We start from the raw sequence: 19,050 nt of genomic DNA on the forward strand, positions 1-19,050 counted from the left end.
TCGGTCGCACTCGGTCACGCTCGTTCACGTTGGTCGACGGTCCGGCGCGATGCAGCTGTGCATGTTCTTTTGTATGCCGTCAGCCTTTCCCATGAGCCGTCAGGGCACCATAAGCCGTGCCTGTGGGTCCGGGGCCATTCTTTATATAGGCCATGACAGGCAAAAGGGGCGCAATCTATGCTCCTCCGATCGCACGACTACCCGGCAGCGGTGGCACCATGACGCGGTGACTCACGCACGGCAGCACCGGATCCAAGTCGTCGCCCATCGCGGAGCCTCCGAAGAGGCTCCCGAGCACACCCTGGCCGCGTACAAGAAGGCGATCGAGGACGGCGCCGACGCCCTCGAGTGCGATGTGCGCCTGACGGCCGACGGCCATCTCGTCTGCGTCCACGACCGCCGCGTCAACCGTACGTCCAACGGGCGGGGCGCGGTGTCCGCGCTGGAGCTGGCCGACCTCGCCGCCCTGGACTTCGGCTCGCGCAAGAACAGGGAGTTCTGGCGCAACCGCGACGAGGAGCCCGACTGGGAGTTCCTGCCCGAGGACCGCCAGGACACCTCCGTACTGACGCTGGAGCGGCTGCTGGAGCTGGTCGCGGACGCGGGCCGGCGGGTGGAGCTGGCGATCGAGACCAAGCACCCGACCCGTTGGGCCGGTCAGGTGGAGGAGCGGCTGCTGGTGCAGCTGAAGCGTTTCGGCCTGGACGCCCCGGCCTCGGCCGAAGAGTCCCCCGTGCGCGTCATGAGCTTCTCGGCGCGGTCGCTGCACCGCGTACAGGCCGCCTCGCCGTCGCTGCCGACGGTCTACCTGCTGCAGTTCGTCTCCCCGCGGCTGCGCGACGGACGGCTGCCGGCGGGTGTCCGGATCGCGGGCCCCTCGATCCGCATCGTGCGCAACCACCCCGCGTACATCGAGCGGCTGAAGCGGGCCGGCCACCGGGTGCACGTATGGACCGTGAACGAGCCCGAGGACGTGGACCTCTGCGCCGACCTGGGCGTCGACGCCATCATCACCAACCGGCCACGCGCCGTTCTGCACCGGCTCGACCGCTGAGCCGCTTTCGTCACTGTCCGAACCCGCTTCAGTGGTAAAGACCTGTGAAGAACCCTTGACCCATGCACCCCTTCGGCACCATTCTCCTGACTTGGCCACAGTCGAAATCCAGCCATACGGCTACAGGGAGTGCTCCGGCGCGTTCGCTCCGTGTTCGATCGTTGCGAATGCGTCACTGAACGTGGAATGGCCGGTTTCCGGTACAGGCCATTGGGGCATCCACACCGTGGCGTGGGGCAAAGGAGGTCTCGGGGGTGGCGTTGGTGGTGGCACAGGAGGTGCCCACGTCGTCGAGCATGGCCGTACCCCATGGGCCTGCGGGCGTGGGGCAGGCGAGACACCGTATGCGCGAGCAACTGCGCACGGGCGGTGTGTCGGACGCGGTCATCGACGATGCCGTTCTGATTCTGTCCGAACTCTTGAGCAACGCGTGCAAGCACGGCCGGCCGCTGGGCGACGCCCTCTCCGGTGACGGCGACGTACGGGCGGCCTGGCAGGTGGATCGCGGCGGCCGGCTCACGGTGGAGGTCACGGACGGTGGCGGACCCACCCGCCCGGCTCCGGCCACCCCGTCGATCACGGCGCACGGCGGCCGCGGCCTGAACATCATCACCGCACTGGCCGACGACTGGGGCGTCCGGGACGACGCCCGCGGCGAGGTCACGGTGTGGGTCGTGGTGCACGAGGGCATCCCGGACCGCGAGGCCGGGCCGGTGCGCGAGCCTTTTCCTACGCGCGTCACCTCCCCGTCGGCGTCGCGGATTCCGCAGATGCCGTCCCGGGGCTTCGCCGACGCCTTCGACGATCGGGACTGACCGGACGGCGTCGTCCGCAGGATCCGAAACGAACGGGTCGCGGGTTTCCGTGGGTCACGGTGTGAACGGCTAGGCTCCCGCCGTACCAGACGAGCCGTAACCGGGAGACACCCACGATGGCCAAGAAGCGACCTCAGACGAAGGCCAAGCCGCAGATCACGGACGGAGAGGTCCCGGTTGTCGGCGCGCGCGAGCCCTGCCCCTGCGGCAGTGGCCGGCGCTACAAGGCCTGTCACGGACGGGCCGCCGCGCACGCCGCGACCGAGCTGGTGCACCGCCCCTTCGAGGGCATCACCGGCGAGTGCGACTGGGTGGCGCTGCGCGAGCTGGTGCCCGCGGCCACCGTCGAACTGACCCTGAAGGACGGCCTGCCCGAGGGTGTGCCCTCCGTGACGCTCGCGACCGTGCTGCCGATGGCGTGGCCGGCGCTGCGCCGCGACGACGGCTCGGTGCTGCTGGGCCTGCAGAACGACACGGCGTCCGGCGACGTCAGCCGCGACCTCGCCGACAACCTGCAGCGCGCGCTGGCCGCCAAGCCGGGCACGCCGGTCGAGGGCCGCCGCGCTCCGGCCGACGGCCCGCGGCTGCAGGATCTGCTCGACCCCGAAGGCGCGTTCGAGCCAGTTGTGCACAGCGGCTTCGAGTTCTGGGTCCCGGACGCGGACAACGCCACGCCGGAGGTGACCGCCTCGCTGGAGCGGGCCAACGCCGCGGCCATCCCGACCGCCCGGCTCACCGGCGTCGACGCCGCCTACTGGTGCGAGACCCCGGAGAAGAACCACCTGCGCTGGGTCATGCCGCACCCGGAGGAGCAGCTTCTGGACGCCCTCGCACGGCTGCACGCGGCGGGCCGCTCGAGCCTCGGTGACGGCACCCGCCTCGTGGGTTCCTTCCGCGCTCACGGGCTCACCGTGCCGGTCTGGGACCTGCCGAGCGGCGTCTCGGCGGACGACGTCGAGAAGCCGGCGGCCGAGTTCGCCGAGCGTCTCGCGGCGGCCCTCGCCACGGACGCGCCGCTGACCGCCGAGGAGCGCCGCGCCCGTGGCGGCCTCACCAACCGGCAGGTCACGCTCAGTTGACCGATCCGGCACGATCGGGTCCGGCTGACCGACCGGTCAGCTGAACCCGATCATCCGGACTTGCCTGATCCGCTCGCAAGTCCCGCCCGGTTCCAGCAAATACGTGACTGGAAAGGCGGGATCGAATTTGCGAACCGCCGATCTCTTGTTACCGTTCGAGTAGCCCGGTTGCTGGTGCATCCCCCGTCGCCAGCAACCGGGCCTTTTTCTGTCCGGAGCTTCTTTACAGAATGCAACTGGGCGTCAACTACCGGTGGCCGCCGAGGAGTTGCTTCCGGAACGGAGCAGCAGCGGACCGTTCGCCGCCCGCCCCGCGAATTCCGCGACGGCCGTGTAGGCGGAAGGCCCGCTCCGGCTGTGCTGCCGGGGCGTCTCGCACATGCCCGGCTCGTCGTCGGCGCCCACGGCGCACTTCATCTGCACCGTCCGGCCGCCCGGCCCCATGAGACTCAGCACGGAGTCCAGCGCCTCGCCCGTCACATTGCGGTAGTAGGTGCGCGCCCAGGTGTCGTCGCCCTGCGTGAGCACGCAGGTCTGCGCCTCGATGCCGTCGGGGGAGGTGAGTTCGGGCCCGCAGCGCACGGCGGTGGCCAGGCCCAGGCCGAGCAGCAGCGGAGAGCTGGAGGGGGCGGCGGAACCCGCCTTGGCGTCCTCGTCGACCGGGGAGGGCCGTACGGCCTCGCGGGCGGGGGCGCGGACGACGGTGCGGCCCTCGTCGTCCGCAGGCCCGGCGGACGCCACGGCCAGCGGCAGCGCGACCGCGCATGCCACGACGGCCGCCAGCGCGAGGAGGCGGACCTTTTTGGGGTCTGTGGGTCGTGTCCCGGAATGTCGCAGCATGATGCGGAAGATAGCCACCGCCGGAGGGCGCGCGGACCCGTGCGCGCCCGACACCCCTACAACTCGGGCGCGCTCACACCCGTACGAGTGAGGGCCTCGACGGCGGCGTCCACCACGGCCTCGACGTCGGGCACCCACGGGGAGGCCGAACCGGGCAGCGGCGCGCGCTCCCAGCGGATCTCGCCCTCGCCGGTCTCGGACGGGGGCAGGGCGAGGTAGCCGCCCTCGCCGTGGAAGCGGAGGGAGCCGGGGACGAAGTCCTTGGCGTAGAGCAGTTCGCCGAGCTGCTCCATGGAGTACGGCCGCACCAGGATCGCCCAGCGGCTGGGCGAGGCGACGACCGGGCCGAGGCGCATGCCCATCCGGTCGAGCGCGGTCAGAGTGTGCGCGGCGGCCAGGGCCGGCAGGCTCACCGCGCAGGGGGCCTTGCCGCCGGTGGCCAGGACGATCGGCGCGGCGGGCCGGTTGCTCCACCACCAGCGCACCATCCGGGCGTCGGTGGTGGCCGCGAGGAGGCCGGGGTCGAAGGGGTGCGCACCGGGCACCGTGCAGTCCGCGTCGGGGCAGCCGCAGCGGGAGTGCCCCTGCGGGTCCGCCGTCACGCCCGGGAGTACGGGCCACTGCCATTCCGTCGCGAAGGTCAGGGCCGCGCCGATCAACTCAGGCCTTCCGTCGTTGCGCTGGGACAGGAGCCTGCGTCGCCTTCCGAGGATCTCGCGCATGAGCGCTCGTTCCTTTCCGTTGCACCGCTGGCAACACCGTGGGCCACATCACACCATGTGTCGATCACTGCACTGTGCGTACCTGTTGGCGCATCACACCCCGGCCATGGGCACGGGGAACCCCTATGGGTCGAACGTTGACTGCATCCGTGGCAGCCTCGTCCATGCTGCATCCATCAAAAGCATGGGCGTGGCGCGGGGGTGGCGAAGTCTGGCGTTTTGCCGTCCCGTGTATTTCTCTTCGCCTCTGCCACGGGAGGATGGGGCACGGTCGTCGGTGGCTAAGACGCCCGGGTCGGGCACCAGGTTCCGGGTGGCGGCAACCACCCCTGGCCTTCACCGAGTACGTACCCATCACGACCGCTGTGACGCTCTGTGGAGCAAACCCAGTCGACCGCAATAGGCCGTAACCCGAGTCAGTTTTAAGCCAAATTTGCTTTTGGACGGAGGGACCACTGGTTGCCCCTGGACACCAGGAATCCCGGCAGGACAATGCTGGACATCCCCTCACGAGTGCGTGTACATGTGGAGACACTGCTGGCGACGCAGAATGACATGGGGGTTTGCGATGCTTTTGAGCAGTACGCACCGGTCGGAAAGCCGGACGCCATGAACGCCCCTCACCTTCCGAAAGTGGCTGGAATCGATTCAACGGTTCCCTCGCCCGCACACACTGTCGCGCCCGCGCCCGCAGCTTCCGGTGCGTCCCCGGTCTCTCCGCCGCACCCACCAGGTGCGTTGCTCACCGACCGGCTCGCCGGCTGGGTCTCGGACCTCACGACACTGCACGAACTCACCGAACGCCTGGCGCGCACGGACGCACTGTCCGACGCCCTGACGGAGGTGCTGCGCGCCGGAGCCGCCCTCGTGGGCGCCCGGCGCGGTCTCGTCGTCCTGGAGCCCGGTGACGGGCTCGGCCCCGACACGACGATCGGCCTCGGCCTCGCCCGCGCCGATCTCGGTCACATCGAGACGGTGCCGCGCAGCGCCATGTCCTACGGCCGCATCCTCGACGGACTGCCGGGCGCGGACGGCGAGATCGCCGAGCCGGACCTCTTCGCCGAGGACGGGCTCGACCCGCGCCACCGCGAAGTGGCCGCCCGCCTCGGCTACGCGGCGTGCTACGCGCTCCCCCTGTCCCGCGAGAACGCGGGCCGGCTGGGCGCGGCCGTCTGGCTCTACGACGAGCCCGCCGAGCCGAACGAACGCCAGCGCCACCTCGTCGGGCTCTACGCGCGCTACGCCGGCGAGCACCTGGCCCGGCTGGTGGAGGTGGAGCGCACGCGCGCGTGCATGGCGACCATGTCGGAGGAGCTGCTGCCGTCCCGGCTCCCCCGCGTGGCCGGCGTGCAGCTCGCCGCCCGGCACCGCACCGGTCCGCGCGGCGGCGGCGACTGGTTCGACGCGCTGCCGCTGCCGGACGCCGCCCTCGGACTCGCGGTGGGCTCGGTGACGGGCTCCGGGCCGAGCGCGGTGGCCGCGATGGGACGGCTGAGAGCTTCCCTGCGCGCGTACGCCGTGATGGAGGGCGAGGACCCGGTCGCCGTGCTGTCCGATCTCGAACTGCTGCTGCGGCTGACCGAGCCCGCGCGCTCCGCCACCGCCCTGTTCGCCTACTGCGAGCCCGCGCTGCGCAAGATCACGCTGGCCGGTGCCGGGCACTGCCCGCCGCTGCTGGTGGGCGAGCGGCGCACGGAGTTCGTGGAGACGTCGGTGTCCGCGCCGCTCGGCATGCTCGCCTGCTGGGAGGCGCCCAGCGTGGAGCTGGAGGCGGAGCGCGGCGAGACGGTGCTCCTCTACACCGACGGGCTGCTGCACCGCACCGGCGACCCCACCGACCGCGCCTTCGCCCGGCTGCACGCGGCGGCGGCCGGGGTGCCGAGGGCGCTGCGCGACGATCCGGACGCGATCGCGGACCACGTGCTGCGCACGGTGCTGCCCGACGGGCTGGACGAGGCGGCGGACGAGGAGGACGTCGTGCTGCTGGCGGCACGCTTCGAGTAGCTGCCGGCAGCCGCCGGAACAGGACTTCCGACCCTGGGCCCCCTTCCGTACGACCGTACGATGGAGGGGGTCCAGTGCCGTATCGAGGAGGATGACCGTGGCCGACGAGCTCACACCGGAGACCCCGGAAGAGAGCGAAGAGCCGATCAAGCAGCGCAAGAACGGCCTGTACCCGGGCGTTTCCGACGAGCTGGCCGAGAGCATGAAGTCCGGCTGGGCCGACACGGAGCTGCACGACCTGGAGCCGATCGCCCAGGCCGCCGAGACCGCCGCGCGCCGCGCCGCGCTCTCCGCGCGCTTCCCGGGCGAGCGGCTGGTGATCCCGGCGGGCAACCTGAAGACGCGCTCGAACGACACGGAGTACGCGTTCCGCGCGTCGGTGGAGTACGCGTACCTCACCGGCAACCAGACCGAGGACGGCGTCCTGGTCCTGGAGCCCACCGCCGACGGCCACGAGGCGACGATCTACCTCCTGCCGCGTTCCGACCGCGAGAACGGCGAGTTCTGGCTGTCCGGCCAGGGCGAGCTGTGGGTCGGGCGCCGGCACTCCCTCACCGAGGCCGCGAAGCTGTACGGCATCGCCGCCTCCGACGTGCGCGAGCTGGCCGCGGCCCTGAGCGAGGCCACCGGCCCGGTGCGCGTCGTGCGCGGGTACGACGCCGCGATCGAGGCGGCCCTGACCGACAAGGTCACCGCCGAGCGGGACGAGGAGCTGCGCGTCTTCCTGTCCGAGGCGCGGCTGGTGAAGGACGAGTTCGAGATCGGCGAGCTGCAGAAGGCGGTCGACTCGACCGTGCGCGGCTTCGAGGACGTCGTGAAGGTCCTCGACAAGGCCGAGGCGACCTCGGAGCGCTACATCGAGGGCACGTTCTTCCTCCGCGCGCGCGTGGAGGGCAACGACGTCGGCTACGGCACCATCGCCGCCGCCGGTCCGCACGCGTGCACGCTGCACTGGGTGCGCAACGACGGGGCGGTGCGCTCCGGCGAGCTGCTGCTCCTGGACGCGGGCGTCGAGACGCACACGTACTACACCGCGGACGTCACCCGCACGCTGCCGATCAACGGCCGCTTCAGCGAGATCCAGAAGAAGATCTACGACGCCGTGTACGACGCCCAGGAGGCCGGCATCGCGGCCGTCAGGCCGGGTGCCAAGTACCGCGACTTCCACGACGCCGCGCAGCGCGTGCTCACCGAGCGGCTCGTCGAGTGGGGTCTCGTCGAGGGCCCCGTGGAGCGGGTGCTGGAGCTCGGGCTCCAGCGGCGCTGGACGCTGCACGGCACCGGGCACATGCTCGGTCTCGACGTGCACGACTGCGCCGCCGCGCGGGTGGAGTCGTACGTCGACGGCACGCTGGAGCCGGGCATGTGCCTCACCGTCGAGCCGGGGCTGTACTTCCAGGCCGATGATCTGACGGTGCCCGAGGAGTACCGCGGCATCGGGGTGCGGATCGAGGACGACATCCTGGTGACGGAGTCCGGCAACCGGAACCTGTCGGCGGGGCTGCCGCGCCGCTCCGACGAGGTCGAGTCCTGGATGGCCTCGCTCAAGGGCTGACGTCGGATCGATGGCCGGGTACGAAGGTGGTGCCCGGCCATTTCCATGCGGTCCGCGGGTAGTCGTGGGCCGGTCGCGCAGTTCCTCGCGCCCCCGGAAGAAGGGGCGCTCTCGCTCACGGGGGTTGATAGGTGGACGGCTTCTTGGCCGGTGTCGGTGTCGATCTGCATCTGGAGACCGACGACGGCGAGGGGCGGCGGGTCGGGCTCGAACGGGCTCTGCGCGACGCCGTGCGGGACGGGCGGCTGGCGCCCGGGACCCGGCTGCCGGCGACCCGGCGGCTGGCCGAGGAGCTCGGCATCTCCCGGGGCACGGCCAAGGCGGCCTACGACCAGCTCGTCGCCGAGGGGTACCTGACCGCCCGGCAGGGGTCGGGCACGCAGGTCGCCTCCCTGCCCTCGCTCGACGCCGGGGCGCCGGAGGCGGCGGCACGCGCGCGTACGCCGCGTTTCGACCTGCGGCCGGGCAGCCCGGACGTCGGGGCGTTCCCGGCGGCGGCCTGGCTGCGGGCGCTGCGCCGGGCCATAGCGACGGCCCCGCTGCTGGCCTACGACTACGGGGACCCGCGCGGCCGGCTCGAGCTGCGCACCGCGCTGTCGGAGTATCTGGGGCGGGCCCGCGGCGTCATCGCGCCGCCCGAACGGATCGTGATCACCTCGGGGTACGTGCAGGGGCTCGCGCTGCTCACGCGCGTGCTCGACGGGGACACGATCGCCATGGAGGACCCGGGGCTGCCCTTCCACCGGGAGGTGGTGCGGCGCAACGGCGGGCACGTGGTGCCCGTTCGGGTCGACGAACGGGGCGTGTGCGCCCGGGAGCTGGGGGACGCCGCGGCCGTGGTCGTGACGCCGGCCCATCAGTACCCGACCGGTGTGACGCTGCACCCCGAGCGGCGGCGGGCGGTCACGGACTGGGCCCGCGCGCGCGGCGGGCTGATCGTCGAGGACGACTACGACGGGGAGTTCCGCTACGACCGGCAGCCCGTCGGCGCGCTGCAGGGGATGGCGCCGGGGCAGGTCGTCTATCTGGGCACGGCCTCCAAGACGCTCGGGCCGGCGCTCCGGCTCGGCTGGATGGTCCTGCCGCCGCATCTCGTCGACACGGTGGCCGACGCCAAGCTGCACAGCGACCACCACACCGAGTCCATCGGCCAGCTGGCGCTCGCCGAGCTCATCGACAGCCATGCCTACGACCGCCATGTGCGCGCCTGCCGGCTGCGCTACCGCAGACGCCGGGACCAGCTGCTCGACCGGCTCGGCGACCGGTGCGAGGTGCGCGGGATCGCCGCCGGGCTGCACGCGCTCGTGGAGGTCGCCGACGAGGAGGAGACGCTGAAGCGGGCCGCGGCGGAGGGGCTCGCGGTCGGGCACCTGGGCGACCACTGGCACACGCCCGGTCCGGACCGGGCGCAGGGGCTCGTCGTCGGGTACGGGACGCCCCGGGAGCGGGCGTACCCGGAGGCGCTCGAGGTGCTGCGGAAGGTGCTCGCGGGGGAGTGACCCCGCCGCGCGGCCGGCCGGGCCGGACCGGCGTGGCCGCCGGCAGCGAGTCCAGGAACAGGGCGCCCGCGAGCAGGCCAGCGCTGCCGCGTGGGCTCCACGCGCGCGCGTGCAGGTCTCCGTCCAGGGTCCGCAGCGCCGCGGCGCCGGCCTCGGTCGCGGTGCCGCCCGCGTCGAGGACGGCGCGGGCTCCCGCCTGCACGTGCCGCAGCCCCAAGGGTCCGGCGGTGTGCAGGAGTTCGGTGTCCTGGAGGGTGGACATCACGGTGAGCAGGGCGTCGAGGCGTGCCTGCGGTTCCGTGGCGCCGGCCGCGCGGGACCGGGCGAGGGCGTCCAGCGCCCGGCGTACGTGCGGGAAGCCGGCGCGGGCCTCGCCCCGGGCGCCCGCCGCGCCGTACTTCGCCGAGACCGACGAGCCGCGCGAAGGCCGGCGCGGGGCGCCCCGGTCCCTGAAGGCGGCGATCTTCTTGGCGGCCGCGGCCACGTCGCGTCCCCCGGCCAGGGGGTCGAACGCGGCCGCCGCGACGAGCAGACCGAGCGCCCACAGGGCGCCCCGGTGACCGCCGCCGGCCAGGCCCACCGAGTGTTCGGTGGACCGGCCGATCGCACCCAGTTCCACGCGGAGCACCGGCGTGGGCGCGCCGGTGCGGCGGGCGGCGGCGGCCATCGCCGCGAGGCCCGGCGCCAGGGCCTTGGCCGACCAGCGCAGGGAATCGTGGTCCGGGCACAGGGCGCGGGCGCCGAGGTCGCGCGGGTCGGGCAGCCCCGGCTTGGGGGCCAGGGCGAGCTGCCCGGTCAGCGCGGCCACGGCGGCCCGCGCCAGCGTCTCGTCCGCACGGTCGCTCAACGCCGTGCCTCGCGGTTGCCCGTCATGGGCGCGACCGTAGGGACACCGCCCGTCAGGGACGTAGGGCGGGACTGAGAACGAGCTGTGAATCCGCGGAAGTCAGCCTTGTGCGGCGGCCGTGAGCTCCCACGGCGCTACGCCCCTGGTCGGTGACTGACCTCCCCCGGTGGTCGCGTACCACGGGGATTCGGCGTTCGGGTCCGGCAACTCCGCCGCCGGTCGGCCGGAGTGCCTCACACCGCCATCAGCGGTGCGTCCTCCCGCCATTTGAGGATCTTGTCGAAGCTGACGATCGTGCCCTCGCGGCCGGGCTTGACGGCGATGTGGACGTGGTCGGCGAGTTCGCGGATCAGATAAAGGCCCCGGCCGTGCTCGGAGTCGGCGCGGACGGGGCGCGGGGCCGGGGAGGGGGCGAAGCCCGGTCCCGAGTCGGTGACCTCGATGCGGCACTTCTCGCCGTCGAGATAGGCGGTGACCCGGTACGCCTCCGAGGGCACGGTGCCCCCGCCGTGCTCCACGGCGTTCGCGCAGGCCTCGCTGAGGGCCACCGAGAGGTCGTAGGAGATGTCGGGGTCGACGCCCGCCGACTCCATCGTGCCGAGCAGCAGGCGTCTCGCGAGCGGAACGCTCGCAGCGTCACGCCGCAAGTGGAGTGACCACCAGATGCTCATGCTCCAGCCTCCAGGCCGCGGCTCGACATACCGTTTCTTATTGCCGCGCGTACACCTGTGTAAGCACAGAGTTGACGTGATGCAGCCCATATGGGCGATGCGTCCGGAACGGAATCGGTGTATGTGCGGGCGGCTCGTACCAGAGAGTGATCTTCCGGACCCTGCGGAACCTTGCGGACCTGCCGTACGGCGCTCCTGGCGCCAGTGCGATGATTGGGCCGCCATGACTGCCCCCCACCAGCGCGCGGCGCGCTCCGGAAACGGTCTCCGGATGTTCAGGGCCTCGGTGTTCGCCGCGGTCTGCGTCGTGCTGGCCGCGGGCGGCCACACCCTCGCCTCCTGCGCCACGGTCCCGCTGTGGACCCTGGGCGCGGCACTCCTGGGCACCGTCCTGGTCGTGGTGCCGCTCGCCGGACGCGTCCGCTCGCTGCCCGGCATCGTGGCCCTGCTCGCGGCCGGACAGACCGCGCTGCACACGCTGTTCGGGCTGGGGCAGCACACGGCGTCCGCGGCCTCGCCGTCCTCCATGGCCTCGATGCCGTCGATGGCCTCGATGCCGTCCATGGCCTCGGTGCACACGGCGGCCGACGCCACACTCGTCGAACGCGCGGCGCGGCTGGTGTGCGGCACCACCGCCGCGGCGATCAGCCCCGCCCAGGCCCGCCGGATCCTCGCCGACGCGCGCCTGTCACCGGAGACCGCCCCGGGCATGGACATGAGCTCCATGCGCCACCCGGCGGACGCGCTGGCCGGCTCCGGCTCCGTGACGTCGCTGCTGCCGTCCCTGCCGATGCTGCTCGCCCACGTCCTCGCGGCGATCGCCGCGGGCTGGCTGCTGCGCCGCGGGGACCTGGCCCTGCTGCAGCTCTCCGAACTGTCCGCGCTGTCGGCCCAGTCGGTCGCCGAGGGCGCGCTCGTACGCTCCCTGCGCGGGGCGCTCGCGTTGGTGCGCGCCCTGCGCGCCGGGCTCCCGGCCGCTCCCGAGACGGGCCCGCGCCCGCCGCGCACCGCCCTGCTCGCGCCACCGAAGCCCCGTACCACCGCACTTCAGCACACGGTGATCAGGCGCGGCCCGCCGACCGCGGCGCTCCGCCTCGCCGCCTGACACGACGGCACCGCCACTCCATCGAGACCGGGAGAGGGGCCGCCGTCGTGCGGCCCACGCGCGTGCCCGCGTATCCGCGCCGCGCGTCCCTCGTCACCGAACCTCACTCGAAACCCGAAGTGGAGTGCATCCGTTCATGAAGGCTTCCCGCCTCGCGGCCACCGGCGTCCTCGCCGCCTCGGCCGTCCTCGTCCTGTCGTCGCCCGCGCTCGCCCACGTCAGCGTGCAGCCCGAGGGCACGGCCGCCAAGGGCGGTTACGCGGTCATCGACTTCAAGGTCCCCAACGAGCGGGACGACGCCTCGACCACCAAGCTCGAGGTCACGTTCCCCGCCGACCACCCGCTGGCCTCCGCCATGCCGCAGCCGATGGACGGCTGGGACATCAAGGTCACCAAGGCCAAGCTGGCCAAGCCGATCGAGATGCACGGCGAGAAGATCGACGAGGCCGTCTCCAAGATCACCTGGACGGCGAAGAACGGCGGCGTCGGACCCGGCTTCTTCCAGAAGTTCCCGGTCTCCGTCGGCACCCTGCCCGAGGACGCCGACCAGCTGACGTTCAAGGCGCTGCAGACGTACTCGGACAAGGACGTCGTCCGCTGGATCGAGGTGCAGCACAAGGGCCAGGAGGAGCCGGAGAACCCGGCCCCGGTGCTCACCCTCACCGCCGCCGAGGACGGCCATCACGGCTCGACCGCCGAGGACGCGTCCGACAACTCCAAGAACACCGAGAACACGGCTGCCGACACCTCGGCGGGCTCCGACGGCACCGACACCACCGCGCGCGTGCTGGGCGTGGTGGGCATCGTCGTCGGCGCTCTGGGCGTGGCGTACGGCGTGCTCGCCGGCCGCCGCCGCAGCGACGCCTGAGGACCGTCCGTCCGCGTGTGACGCCGGGGGCGCGTGCCCCGCACGCCCCCCGGTGCACACCGGAGCTCTCACATCTGGGACATTTTTCTATGCGCAAGAAGACGTTCGCCGCGGCCGCGCTGCTCGCCGCCGCCACCCTGACCCTCTCCGCCTGCGGCAGCGGTGACGACGGCAAGTCGCCCGTGTCGGTGGTCTCCGAGGACACCTCGCACAAGGCCGCGTACGTACTCGACAAGCCCTTCGAGAAGCCGGACATGGTCCTGACCGACACCCAGGGCAAGAAGTACGACCTCCGCAAGGAGACGGCCGGCCGCCCGACGCTGATCTACTTCGGCTACACCCACTGCCCCGACGTCTGCCCGCTGACGATGAACAACATCGCGGTGGCGAAGAAGGCGCTGCCCAAGACCGAGCAGGACAAGCTGCGGGTCGTGTTCGTCACCACCGACCCGGGACGCGACACCCCCGCCGAGCTCGGCAAGTGGCTCAAGGGCATCGACCCGCAGTTCGTGGGCCTGACCGGCGACTTCGCCACCATCCAGGCCGGCGCCCGCACGATGGGCATCTCCATCGAGCCGACGCACAAGGACAAGAAGACCGGCAAGACCGTCTCGGTGCACGGCACCCAGGTCATCGCGTTCTCGCCGAAGAACGACGGCGGCTACCTCCTCTACGACGACCAGGCCACCGTCGACGACTACACCAAGGATCTGCCCAAGATCGTCAAGGGGGAGAACCCGTGAGGCACCTCGCCGTGCCCGCCACCGTGATAGCCGGAGCCCTGGCCCTCACGGCCTGCGGCGGCTCCGGGTCCGGCTCCGGCGACGCGAAGGCCGATCTGTCCGTCAGCTCCTCCTACATGCCGCAGCCGGTCTCCGACATGGCCGCGGGCTTCCTCACGATCGCCAACAAGGGCGGCGCGAAGGACGAACTGACCTCCGTCACCAGCGACGCCGCGGGCAGCGTCACCGTCCACAGGACGGTGGGACAGTCCATGGAGGAGGTCACGTCGCTCGACGTCCCCGCCCACGGCCGGCTGGTGTTCCGGAGCGGCGGCAACCACCTGATGTTCGAGAACCTGAAGCGGAAGCCGAAGGAGGGCGAGAAGGTGACCGTCGAGCTCCACTTCGCCGACTCCGGGCCGATCAAGGTTGAGATGCCGGTGAAGGCCGCCACGTACAACCCCACGAACGGACACTGAGGGAGGGACCACCGTGACGCAGACCATCACCCCGCGCCGTTTGCGGACCCTGGTGCTGCTGTGCCTGGCCGTCATCGGCGTGCTCCTCGCCGGTGCCGGGCCGGCCTCCGCGCACGCCGCGCTGACCGGCAGCGACCCCGCGCAGGGGGTGGTGGTCGACAAGGCACCCGGCCAGGTCACGCTCACCTTCTCGGAGAAGGTCGCCACGTCGGACGACTCGCTGCGCGTGCTCGACCCCAAGGGCAAGCGCGTCGACGCCGGAAAACCGTCCAACGTCAGCGGCACGTCCTACGCCGTGCAGCTCAGAAGCGGCCTGCCCGACGGCACCTACACGGTGTCGTGGCAGGTCGTGTCCGCGGACAGCCATCCCGTCGCGGGCGCCTTCACCTTCTCCATCGGCGCCCCGTCCACGACCTCGGTCAAGGTGGTCGGCCAGGAGGTCGGCGGCGGGGTGGTCGGCTGGCTGTACGGCTTCGGCCGCTATCTCTCCTACGCCGGCTTCATCGTCATGGTCGGCGGCGCCGCCTTCGTCCTCGCCTGCTGGCAGCGCGGTTCGGGGGTACGGCCGCTGCAGCGGCTCGTCGTCTCCGGATGGCTCTCGCTGACCGCCGCGACGCTGCTGCTGCTCCTGCTGCGCGGCTCCTACACCAGCTCCGGGAAGGTCGGCGACATCTTCGACCTGGGGCTGCTCGGGCAGGTGCTGCAGACCAAGACGGGCGCGGCACTGGTGTCCCGGCTGCTGCTGCTCGCCGCGGCGGCGCTCTTCATCGCCGTGCTGTTCGGCGCGTACGACAAGCGCGAGGACGAGGAGAAGCGGGACCTCACCTTCGGGCTCGCGATCGGCGGGTTCGTCGTGTCGGCGGGGCTCGCGGCGAGCTGGGCCATGGCCGAGCACGCCTCCACCGGGCTCCAGCCCGGCATCGCCATGCCGGTCGACGTCGTCCATCTGCTGGCCGTCGCCGCCTGGCTGGGCGGACTGTGCGCACTCCTGGTCGCGCTGTACCGCTCGCAGACCCTGATCGAGTCCGCCGCGGTACGGCGCTTCTCCCAGGTCGCCTTCGGCAGCGTCCTCGCGCTCGTCGCGACCGGCGTCTACCAGTCCTGGCGCCAGCTCGGCTCCTGGACGGCGTTCACCGACACGTCGTACGGGCAGCTGCTGCTCGTGAAGATCGGCCTGGTGTGCGTGCTGGTCGGCATCGCGTGGTTCTCCCGGCGGTGGACGGCGCAGCTGGCGGACACGGCGCCCGTCGAGACCCCGCGGCGGGAGAAGGCGCGCGTCAGCGCCGGCTCCGCCACGTCCGAGGACGCGGCGGCCGAGGGCACCACGGGCGGCGGGACCACGGGCGGCGGCAAGAAGCCCGCGGCATCCGGTTCCGCGGCGTCCGGTTCGGGTGCCTCCGGTTCCGGCGCGTCCGACGACCCCGAGCGCGCCGCCCAACTCGCCCGCCAGCAGGCCGCGGTGGCCACCGCGGAGAAGAAGCGGCTGCGCGACGCGGACCCGCACCGTTCCGGGCTGCGCCGCTCGGTGCTCGCCGAGGCGGGTGTCGCCGTCGCTCTGCTCGCCGTCACCACCGTCCTGACGCAGACGGAGCCCGGCCGCACCGAGCTGGACGCCAAGGCGGCCACCGCGGCCTCGTCGGCCTCGTCCTCGTCGTCCGACGCGTCGTCCGGCGCCCTGACGCTGACCATGCCGTTCGACACCGGCGGCACGGACGGCAAGGGCGTCGTGTCGGTGGACGTCGACCCCGCGCGCGTGGGCGGCAACGAACTGCACGTCTACGTCACCCGGCCCAACGGCCGCGCCTTCGACGTCCCCGAGGTCAAGCTCGCCCTCACGCTCGAGGCCAGGAAGATCGGGCCGCTGCCCATCACGCCCGACCGCGTCACCACCGGACACTGGACGGCGAACAACGTGCAGATCCCCATGGCCGGGGACTGGAAGGTCGCCGTGACCGTGCGCACCTCCGACATCGACCAGGTGACCGTCTCCAAGAACGCGCAGATCGGCTGAACCGCACCATGACCGACCAGTCCACCCCGCAGGCCCGCACCCCTGTGGACGGGGGCGTCCCGCCCGAGGCCCCCGCCGCGCGGGGCGTCTCGCGGCGCACCCTGATCGGCACCGCCGGCGCCACCGGGCTCGTGCTCGGCGCGGCGGGTGCCGCCGTCGGCCACGCGGCCGCCCCCGCCGCGGCCACGCCGCTGTCGTCCGTCGGCTCCGGCCGGGCGATGTTTCACGGGAAACATCAGCCCGGCATCACCGAGGGCCTCCAGGCCAAGGGCCACCTCGTCGCCTTCGACCTGGCGTCGGGCGCGGGCCGCAGGGAGGCGGCGGCGCTGCTGCGTCGCTGGTCGGCCACGGCCGAGCGGCTGATGGCGGGCGAGCCCGCGGCGCACGACGACACGGACGTGGCCCGGGACGCGGGCCCCTCGTCGCTGACGATCACCTTTGGCTTCGGGCACAGCTTCTTCTCCCGCACCGGCCTGGAGAAGCAGCGCCCGGCCTCCCTCGACCCACTGCCCGACTTCTCCTCCGACCAGCTCGACAAGGCCCGCAGCAACGGCGATCTGTGGGTCCAGATCGGCGCCGACGACGCGCTCGTGGCCTTCCACGCCCTGCGCGCGATCCAGAAGGACGCGGGCGGCGCCGCCCGGGTGCGCTGGCAGATGAACGGCTTCAACCGCTCACCGGGCGCCACCGCGCACCCCATGACGGCGCGCAACCTGATGGGCCAGATCGACGGCACCCGCAATCCGAAGCCGGCCGACTCCGACTTCGACCGGCGCATCTTCGTGCCCGCGTCCGGCTCGGCCGACCCGTCCTGGATGGCGAACGGCTCCTACGCCGTCGTACGCCGCATCCGCATGCTCCTCGACGACTGGGAGAAGCTGACGCTGAAGGCCCAGGAGAACGTCATCGGCCGCCGCAAGGCCGACGGGGCGCCCCTGTCCGGCGGCTCCGGGACGACCGCGATGAACCTCGACAAGACCGACGCCAAGGGCGAGTACGTGGTCCCGATCAACGCCCACGCGCGCATCACCCGGCCCGACCAGAACGGCGGTTCGGCGATCCTGCGGCGCCCGTTCTCGTACCACGACGGCATCGACGCGGACGGGGTGCCCGACGCGGGCCTGCTCTTCGTCTGCTGGCAGGCCGACCCGCTGCGCGGATTCGTCCCGCTCCAGCGCAAGCTCGACCGGGGCGACGCCCTGTCGAAGTACATCCGCCACGAGGCGAGCGGCCTGTTCGCGGTGCCGGGCGGCGCCGCGCAGGGGGAGTACGTGGGGCAGCGGCTGCTGGAGGGATGAGGAACCGGCTCGGTGCACGGCTCGATTCACCCGCCCGAGGGGCCCGCGTGAGACGTGTGAGCCGCGTCCCCGTGGGCCCATTAGGGTGAAGGCATGCCAGCGAGCTACGCGTATCTCGGTCCCGAGGGCACCTTCACCGAAGCCGCCCTGCGCACCCTTCCCGAGGCCGCCACCCGGGAGCTGATCCCGTACGTGTCCGTGCAGTCGGCGCTGGACGCGGTCCGCGTCGGCGAGGCCGAGGCCGCGTTCGTGCCGATCGAGAACTCCGTCGAGGGCGGCATCACCACCACCCTCGACGAACTGGTCGCGGGCGCCCCGCTGATGATCTACCGCGAGGTGCTGCTGTCGATCACCTTCGCGCTGCTGGTCAGGCCGGGAACCCAGCTGTCCGACATCAAGACGGTCTCCGCGCACCCGGCCGCCCAGCCGCAGGTGCGCAACTGGCTCAGGAACAACCTCCCGGACGCCCACTGGGAGTCGGCCGCCTCGAACGCGGACGCCGCGCGCCTGGTCCAGGAGGGCCAGTACGACGCCGCCTTCGCGGGCGAGTTCGCCGCCGCGCTGTACGGCCTGCAGGCGCTGGAGACCGGGATCCACGACGCCGAGAACGCGCAGACCCGCTTCGTGCTGGTGGGCCGGCCCGCCCGGCCCGCGGCGCCGACCGGCGCGGACAAGACCTCGGTCGTGCTGTGGCAGCGCGACGACCACCCCGGCGGTCTGCGCGATCTGCTCGGCGAGTTCGCCACCCGCGGCATCAACCTGATGCTGCTGCAGTCCCGGCCCACCGGCGCCGGCATCGGCAACTACTGCTTCTGCATCGACGCCGAGGGCCACATCTCCGACCGCCGGGTGGCCGAGGCCCTGATGGGGCTCAAGCGGATCTGCCTGGAGGTGCGGTTCCTCGGTTCGTACCCGCGTGCGGACCTCGGCATCGAGGACGTGAGCGCCCCGTGCAAGGGCACGTCCGACCAGGAGTTCGTGGCGGCGGCGGACTGGGTGGCCCGCTGCCAGGACGGCCGTTTCTAGCCAGTCGCGGCCGTGCACCCGCCAGTCCTACCTGCAGATTTTCGTTGTCCACAGGAGTTATCCACAGGCGCGCTTCTCGACCTGGGGACAAGTCGACAGTGAAGCGTCAGTCAGTCGACAAATCGCTCTGCGAGCCTCCACGGCGTCCACTCGCGCGCATGTCACCGTTCGTCCACTCGTTTCCTATAGGCAATCCTTTGGGGCGACCGCTTTCCACCGAAAGTGGTGGTAAAAGCGGGTTTGCGCAGGGAATCCGCAGGGTGACGCAGCGGTTTCGGAGTGATCAATTCCGAAATCCACAGACCGTCCGCACACCCTGTGGATAACTCTTCGGAGGGTGTGGATCGCTGTGGACAAACGACCCCCCAAGTCCCGCTCCGCACAAGGGATTCGAGTCAACCCCACACTGACCGCCCCTCCCCGTTCCAGGGAGTGAGACACTTTTTGTTGACACT

At 72.0% G+C, this 19,050-nt stretch carries 16 protein-coding genes and 1 pseudogene; 13 read left to right on the top strand and 4 right to left on the bottom strand.

Translation table 11 applies throughout. From position 1 onward, the window contains the following. Positions 1-226 precede the first annotated feature (226 nt). The 3 genes from ACFU97_RS22305 (at position 227) to ACFU97_RS22315 (ending at position 2,948) form a co-directional block, all read left to right on the top strand. Complete coding sequence (locus ACFU97_RS22305) at positions 227-1,054, top strand: glycerophosphodiester phosphodiesterase (protein ID WP_384259118.1); 828 nt, start codon at positions 227-229, stop codon at positions 1,052-1,054. Positions 1,055-1,308: 254 nt separating this feature from the next. Next, positions 1,309-1,869 carry an ATP-binding protein gene (locus ACFU97_RS22310; protein ID WP_384259120.1) on the top strand — a complete coding sequence of 187 codons (561 nt, stop codon included), beginning with the start codon at positions 1,309-1,311 and terminating at the stop codon, positions 1,867-1,869. Between the two features lie 116 nt (positions 1,870-1,985). Continuing rightward, positions 1,986-2,948, top strand: coding sequence for a DUF5926 family protein (locus tag ACFU97_RS22315; protein ID WP_384259122.1), 963 nt, complete (start codon positions 1,986-1,988; stop codon positions 2,946-2,948). Between the two features lie 243 nt (positions 2,949-3,191). Here ACFU97_RS22315 and ACFU97_RS22320 read toward each other — a convergent pair whose 3' ends face one another. Together ACFU97_RS22320 and ACFU97_RS22325 are read right to left on the bottom strand one after the other, a co-directional pair. Further along, positions 3,192-3,788 carry a hypothetical protein gene (locus ACFU97_RS22320; RefSeq protein WP_384259125.1) on the bottom strand — a complete coding sequence of 199 codons (597 nt, stop codon included), beginning with the start codon at positions 3,786-3,788 and terminating at the stop codon, positions 3,192-3,194. Between the two features lie 56 nt (positions 3,789-3,844). Continuing rightward, a complete protein-coding gene (locus tag ACFU97_RS22325; RefSeq protein WP_384259127.1) occupies positions 3,845-4,510 on the bottom strand; it encodes a bifunctional DNA primase/polymerase in 666 nt (221 codons plus the stop codon). 492 nt (positions 4,511-5,002) lie between these two features. Between ACFU97_RS22325 and ACFU97_RS22330 the strand changes: the two genes are divergently transcribed. From ACFU97_RS22330 to ACFU97_RS22340, 3 genes are all read left to right on the top strand, one after another. Next, positions 5,003-6,514 (top strand): PP2C family protein-serine/threonine phosphatase, encoded by a 1,512-nt coding sequence (locus ACFU97_RS22330; RefSeq protein WP_384259129.1) that lies wholly within the window; start codon positions 5,003-5,005, stop codon positions 6,512-6,514. 97 nt (positions 6,515-6,611) lie between these two features. Next, positions 6,612-8,069, top strand: a complete 1,458-nt coding sequence (locus ACFU97_RS22335) for an aminopeptidase P family protein (RefSeq protein ID WP_384259132.1) — start codon at positions 6,612-6,614, stop codon at positions 8,067-8,069. 131 nt (positions 8,070-8,200) lie between these two features. After that, positions 8,201-9,568, top strand: a complete 1,368-nt coding sequence (locus ACFU97_RS22340; protein ID WP_384259134.1) for a PLP-dependent aminotransferase family protein — start codon at positions 8,201-8,203, stop codon at positions 9,566-9,568. Between the two features lie 22 nt (positions 9,569-9,590). On the opposite strand, the pseudogene ACFU97_RS22345 reads toward ACFU97_RS22340, so the two are convergent. Both ACFU97_RS22345 and ACFU97_RS22350 read right to left on the bottom strand, forming a co-directional pair. Further along, positions 9,591-10,415 (bottom strand): annotated as a pseudogene (locus ACFU97_RS22345) (triphosphoribosyl-dephospho-CoA synthase); the annotation flags it as partial. A 233-nt stretch (positions 10,416-10,648) separates the two neighbouring features. Further along, on the bottom strand, positions 10,649-11,086 hold the full coding sequence (locus tag ACFU97_RS22350) for an ATP-binding protein (protein ID WP_384259136.1): 438 nt from the start codon (positions 11,084-11,086) through the stop codon (positions 10,649-10,651). A gap of 223 nt (positions 11,087-11,309) precedes the next feature. On the opposite strand from ACFU97_RS22350, the gene ACFU97_RS22355 reads away from it, so the two are divergent. The 7 genes from ACFU97_RS22355 (at position 11,310) to pheA (ending at position 18,595) form a co-directional block, all read left to right on the top strand. Next, positions 11,310-12,191, top strand: coding sequence for a hypothetical protein (locus ACFU97_RS22355; protein ID WP_384259139.1), 882 nt, complete (start codon positions 11,310-11,312; stop codon positions 12,189-12,191). 136 nt (positions 12,192-12,327) lie between these two features. After that, positions 12,328-13,059: a YcnI family protein gene (locus ACFU97_RS22360; RefSeq protein WP_384259141.1), complete on the top strand. Its 732-nt coding sequence runs from the start codon at positions 12,328-12,330 to the stop codon at positions 13,057-13,059. An 89-nt stretch (positions 13,060-13,148) separates the two neighbouring features. Continuing rightward, positions 13,149-13,802: an SCO family protein gene (locus ACFU97_RS22365; protein ID WP_384259144.1), complete on the top strand. Its 654-nt coding sequence runs from the start codon at positions 13,149-13,151 to the stop codon at positions 13,800-13,802. After that, positions 13,799-14,260, top strand: coding sequence for a copper chaperone PCu(A)C (locus ACFU97_RS22370; protein WP_384259146.1), 462 nt, complete (start codon positions 13,799-13,801; stop codon positions 14,258-14,260). The genes ACFU97_RS22365 and ACFU97_RS22370 overlap by 4 nt, the downstream gene beginning before the upstream one ends. A gap of 13 nt (positions 14,261-14,273) precedes the next feature. Further along, the gene (locus tag ACFU97_RS22375) at positions 14,274-16,271 is read left to right on the top strand and encodes a copper resistance CopC/CopD family protein (RefSeq protein WP_384259148.1); all 1,998 of its coding nucleotides are present in this window, start codon (positions 14,274-14,276) and stop codon (positions 16,269-16,271) included. Between the two features lie 8 nt (positions 16,272-16,279). Next, positions 16,280-17,569 (top strand): iron uptake transporter deferrochelatase/peroxidase subunit, encoded by a 1,290-nt coding sequence (gene efeB, locus ACFU97_RS22380; protein WP_384259151.1) that lies wholly within the window; start codon positions 16,280-16,282, stop codon positions 17,567-17,569. 93 nt (positions 17,570-17,662) lie between these two features. Further along, complete coding sequence (pheA, locus tag ACFU97_RS22385; protein ID WP_384259153.1) at positions 17,663-18,595, top strand: prephenate dehydratase; 933 nt, start codon at positions 17,663-17,665, stop codon at positions 18,593-18,595. Positions 18,596-19,050 lie beyond the last annotated feature (455 nt).

It is taken from the genome of Streptomyces sp. NPDC057616 (assembly GCF_042800575.1).
Taxonomy (GTDB): domain Bacteria; phylum Actinomycetota; class Actinomycetes; order Streptomycetales; family Streptomycetaceae; genus Streptomyces.

Bases quoted from the DNA above. Each gene is read 5' to 3' on its own strand.
- ACFU97_RS22315 (WP_384259122.1), top strand. From the start codon at position 1,986: ATGGCCAAGAAGCGACCTCAGACGAAGGCCAAGCCGCAGATCACGGAC.
- ACFU97_RS22320 (WP_384259125.1), bottom strand. From the start codon at position 3,788: ATGCTGCGACATTCCGGGACACGACCCACAGACCCCAAAAAGGTCCGC.
- ACFU97_RS22325 (WP_384259127.1), bottom strand. From the start codon at position 4,510: ATGCGCGAGATCCTCGGAAGGCGACGCAGGCTCCTGTCCCAGCGCAAC.
- ACFU97_RS22330 (WP_384259129.1), top strand. From the start codon at position 5,003: ATGCTGGACATCCCCTCACGAGTGCGTGTACATGTGGAGACACTGCTG.
- ACFU97_RS22350 (WP_384259136.1), bottom strand. From the start codon at position 11,086: ATGAGCATCTGGTGGTCACTCCACTTGCGGCGTGACGCTGCGAGCGTT.
- ACFU97_RS22355 (WP_384259139.1), top strand. From the start codon at position 11,310: ATGACTGCCCCCCACCAGCGCGCGGCGCGCTCCGGAAACGGTCTCCGG.
- ACFU97_RS22360 (WP_384259141.1), top strand. From the start codon at position 12,328: ATGAAGGCTTCCCGCCTCGCGGCCACCGGCGTCCTCGCCGCCTCGGCC.
- ACFU97_RS22365 (WP_384259144.1), top strand. From the start codon at position 13,149: ATGCGCAAGAAGACGTTCGCCGCGGCCGCGCTGCTCGCCGCCGCCACC.
- efeB (WP_384259151.1), top strand. From the start codon at position 16,280: ATGACCGACCAGTCCACCCCGCAGGCCCGCACCCCTGTGGACGGGGGC.
- pheA (WP_384259153.1), top strand. From the start codon at position 17,663: ATGCCAGCGAGCTACGCGTATCTCGGTCCCGAGGGCACCTTCACCGAA.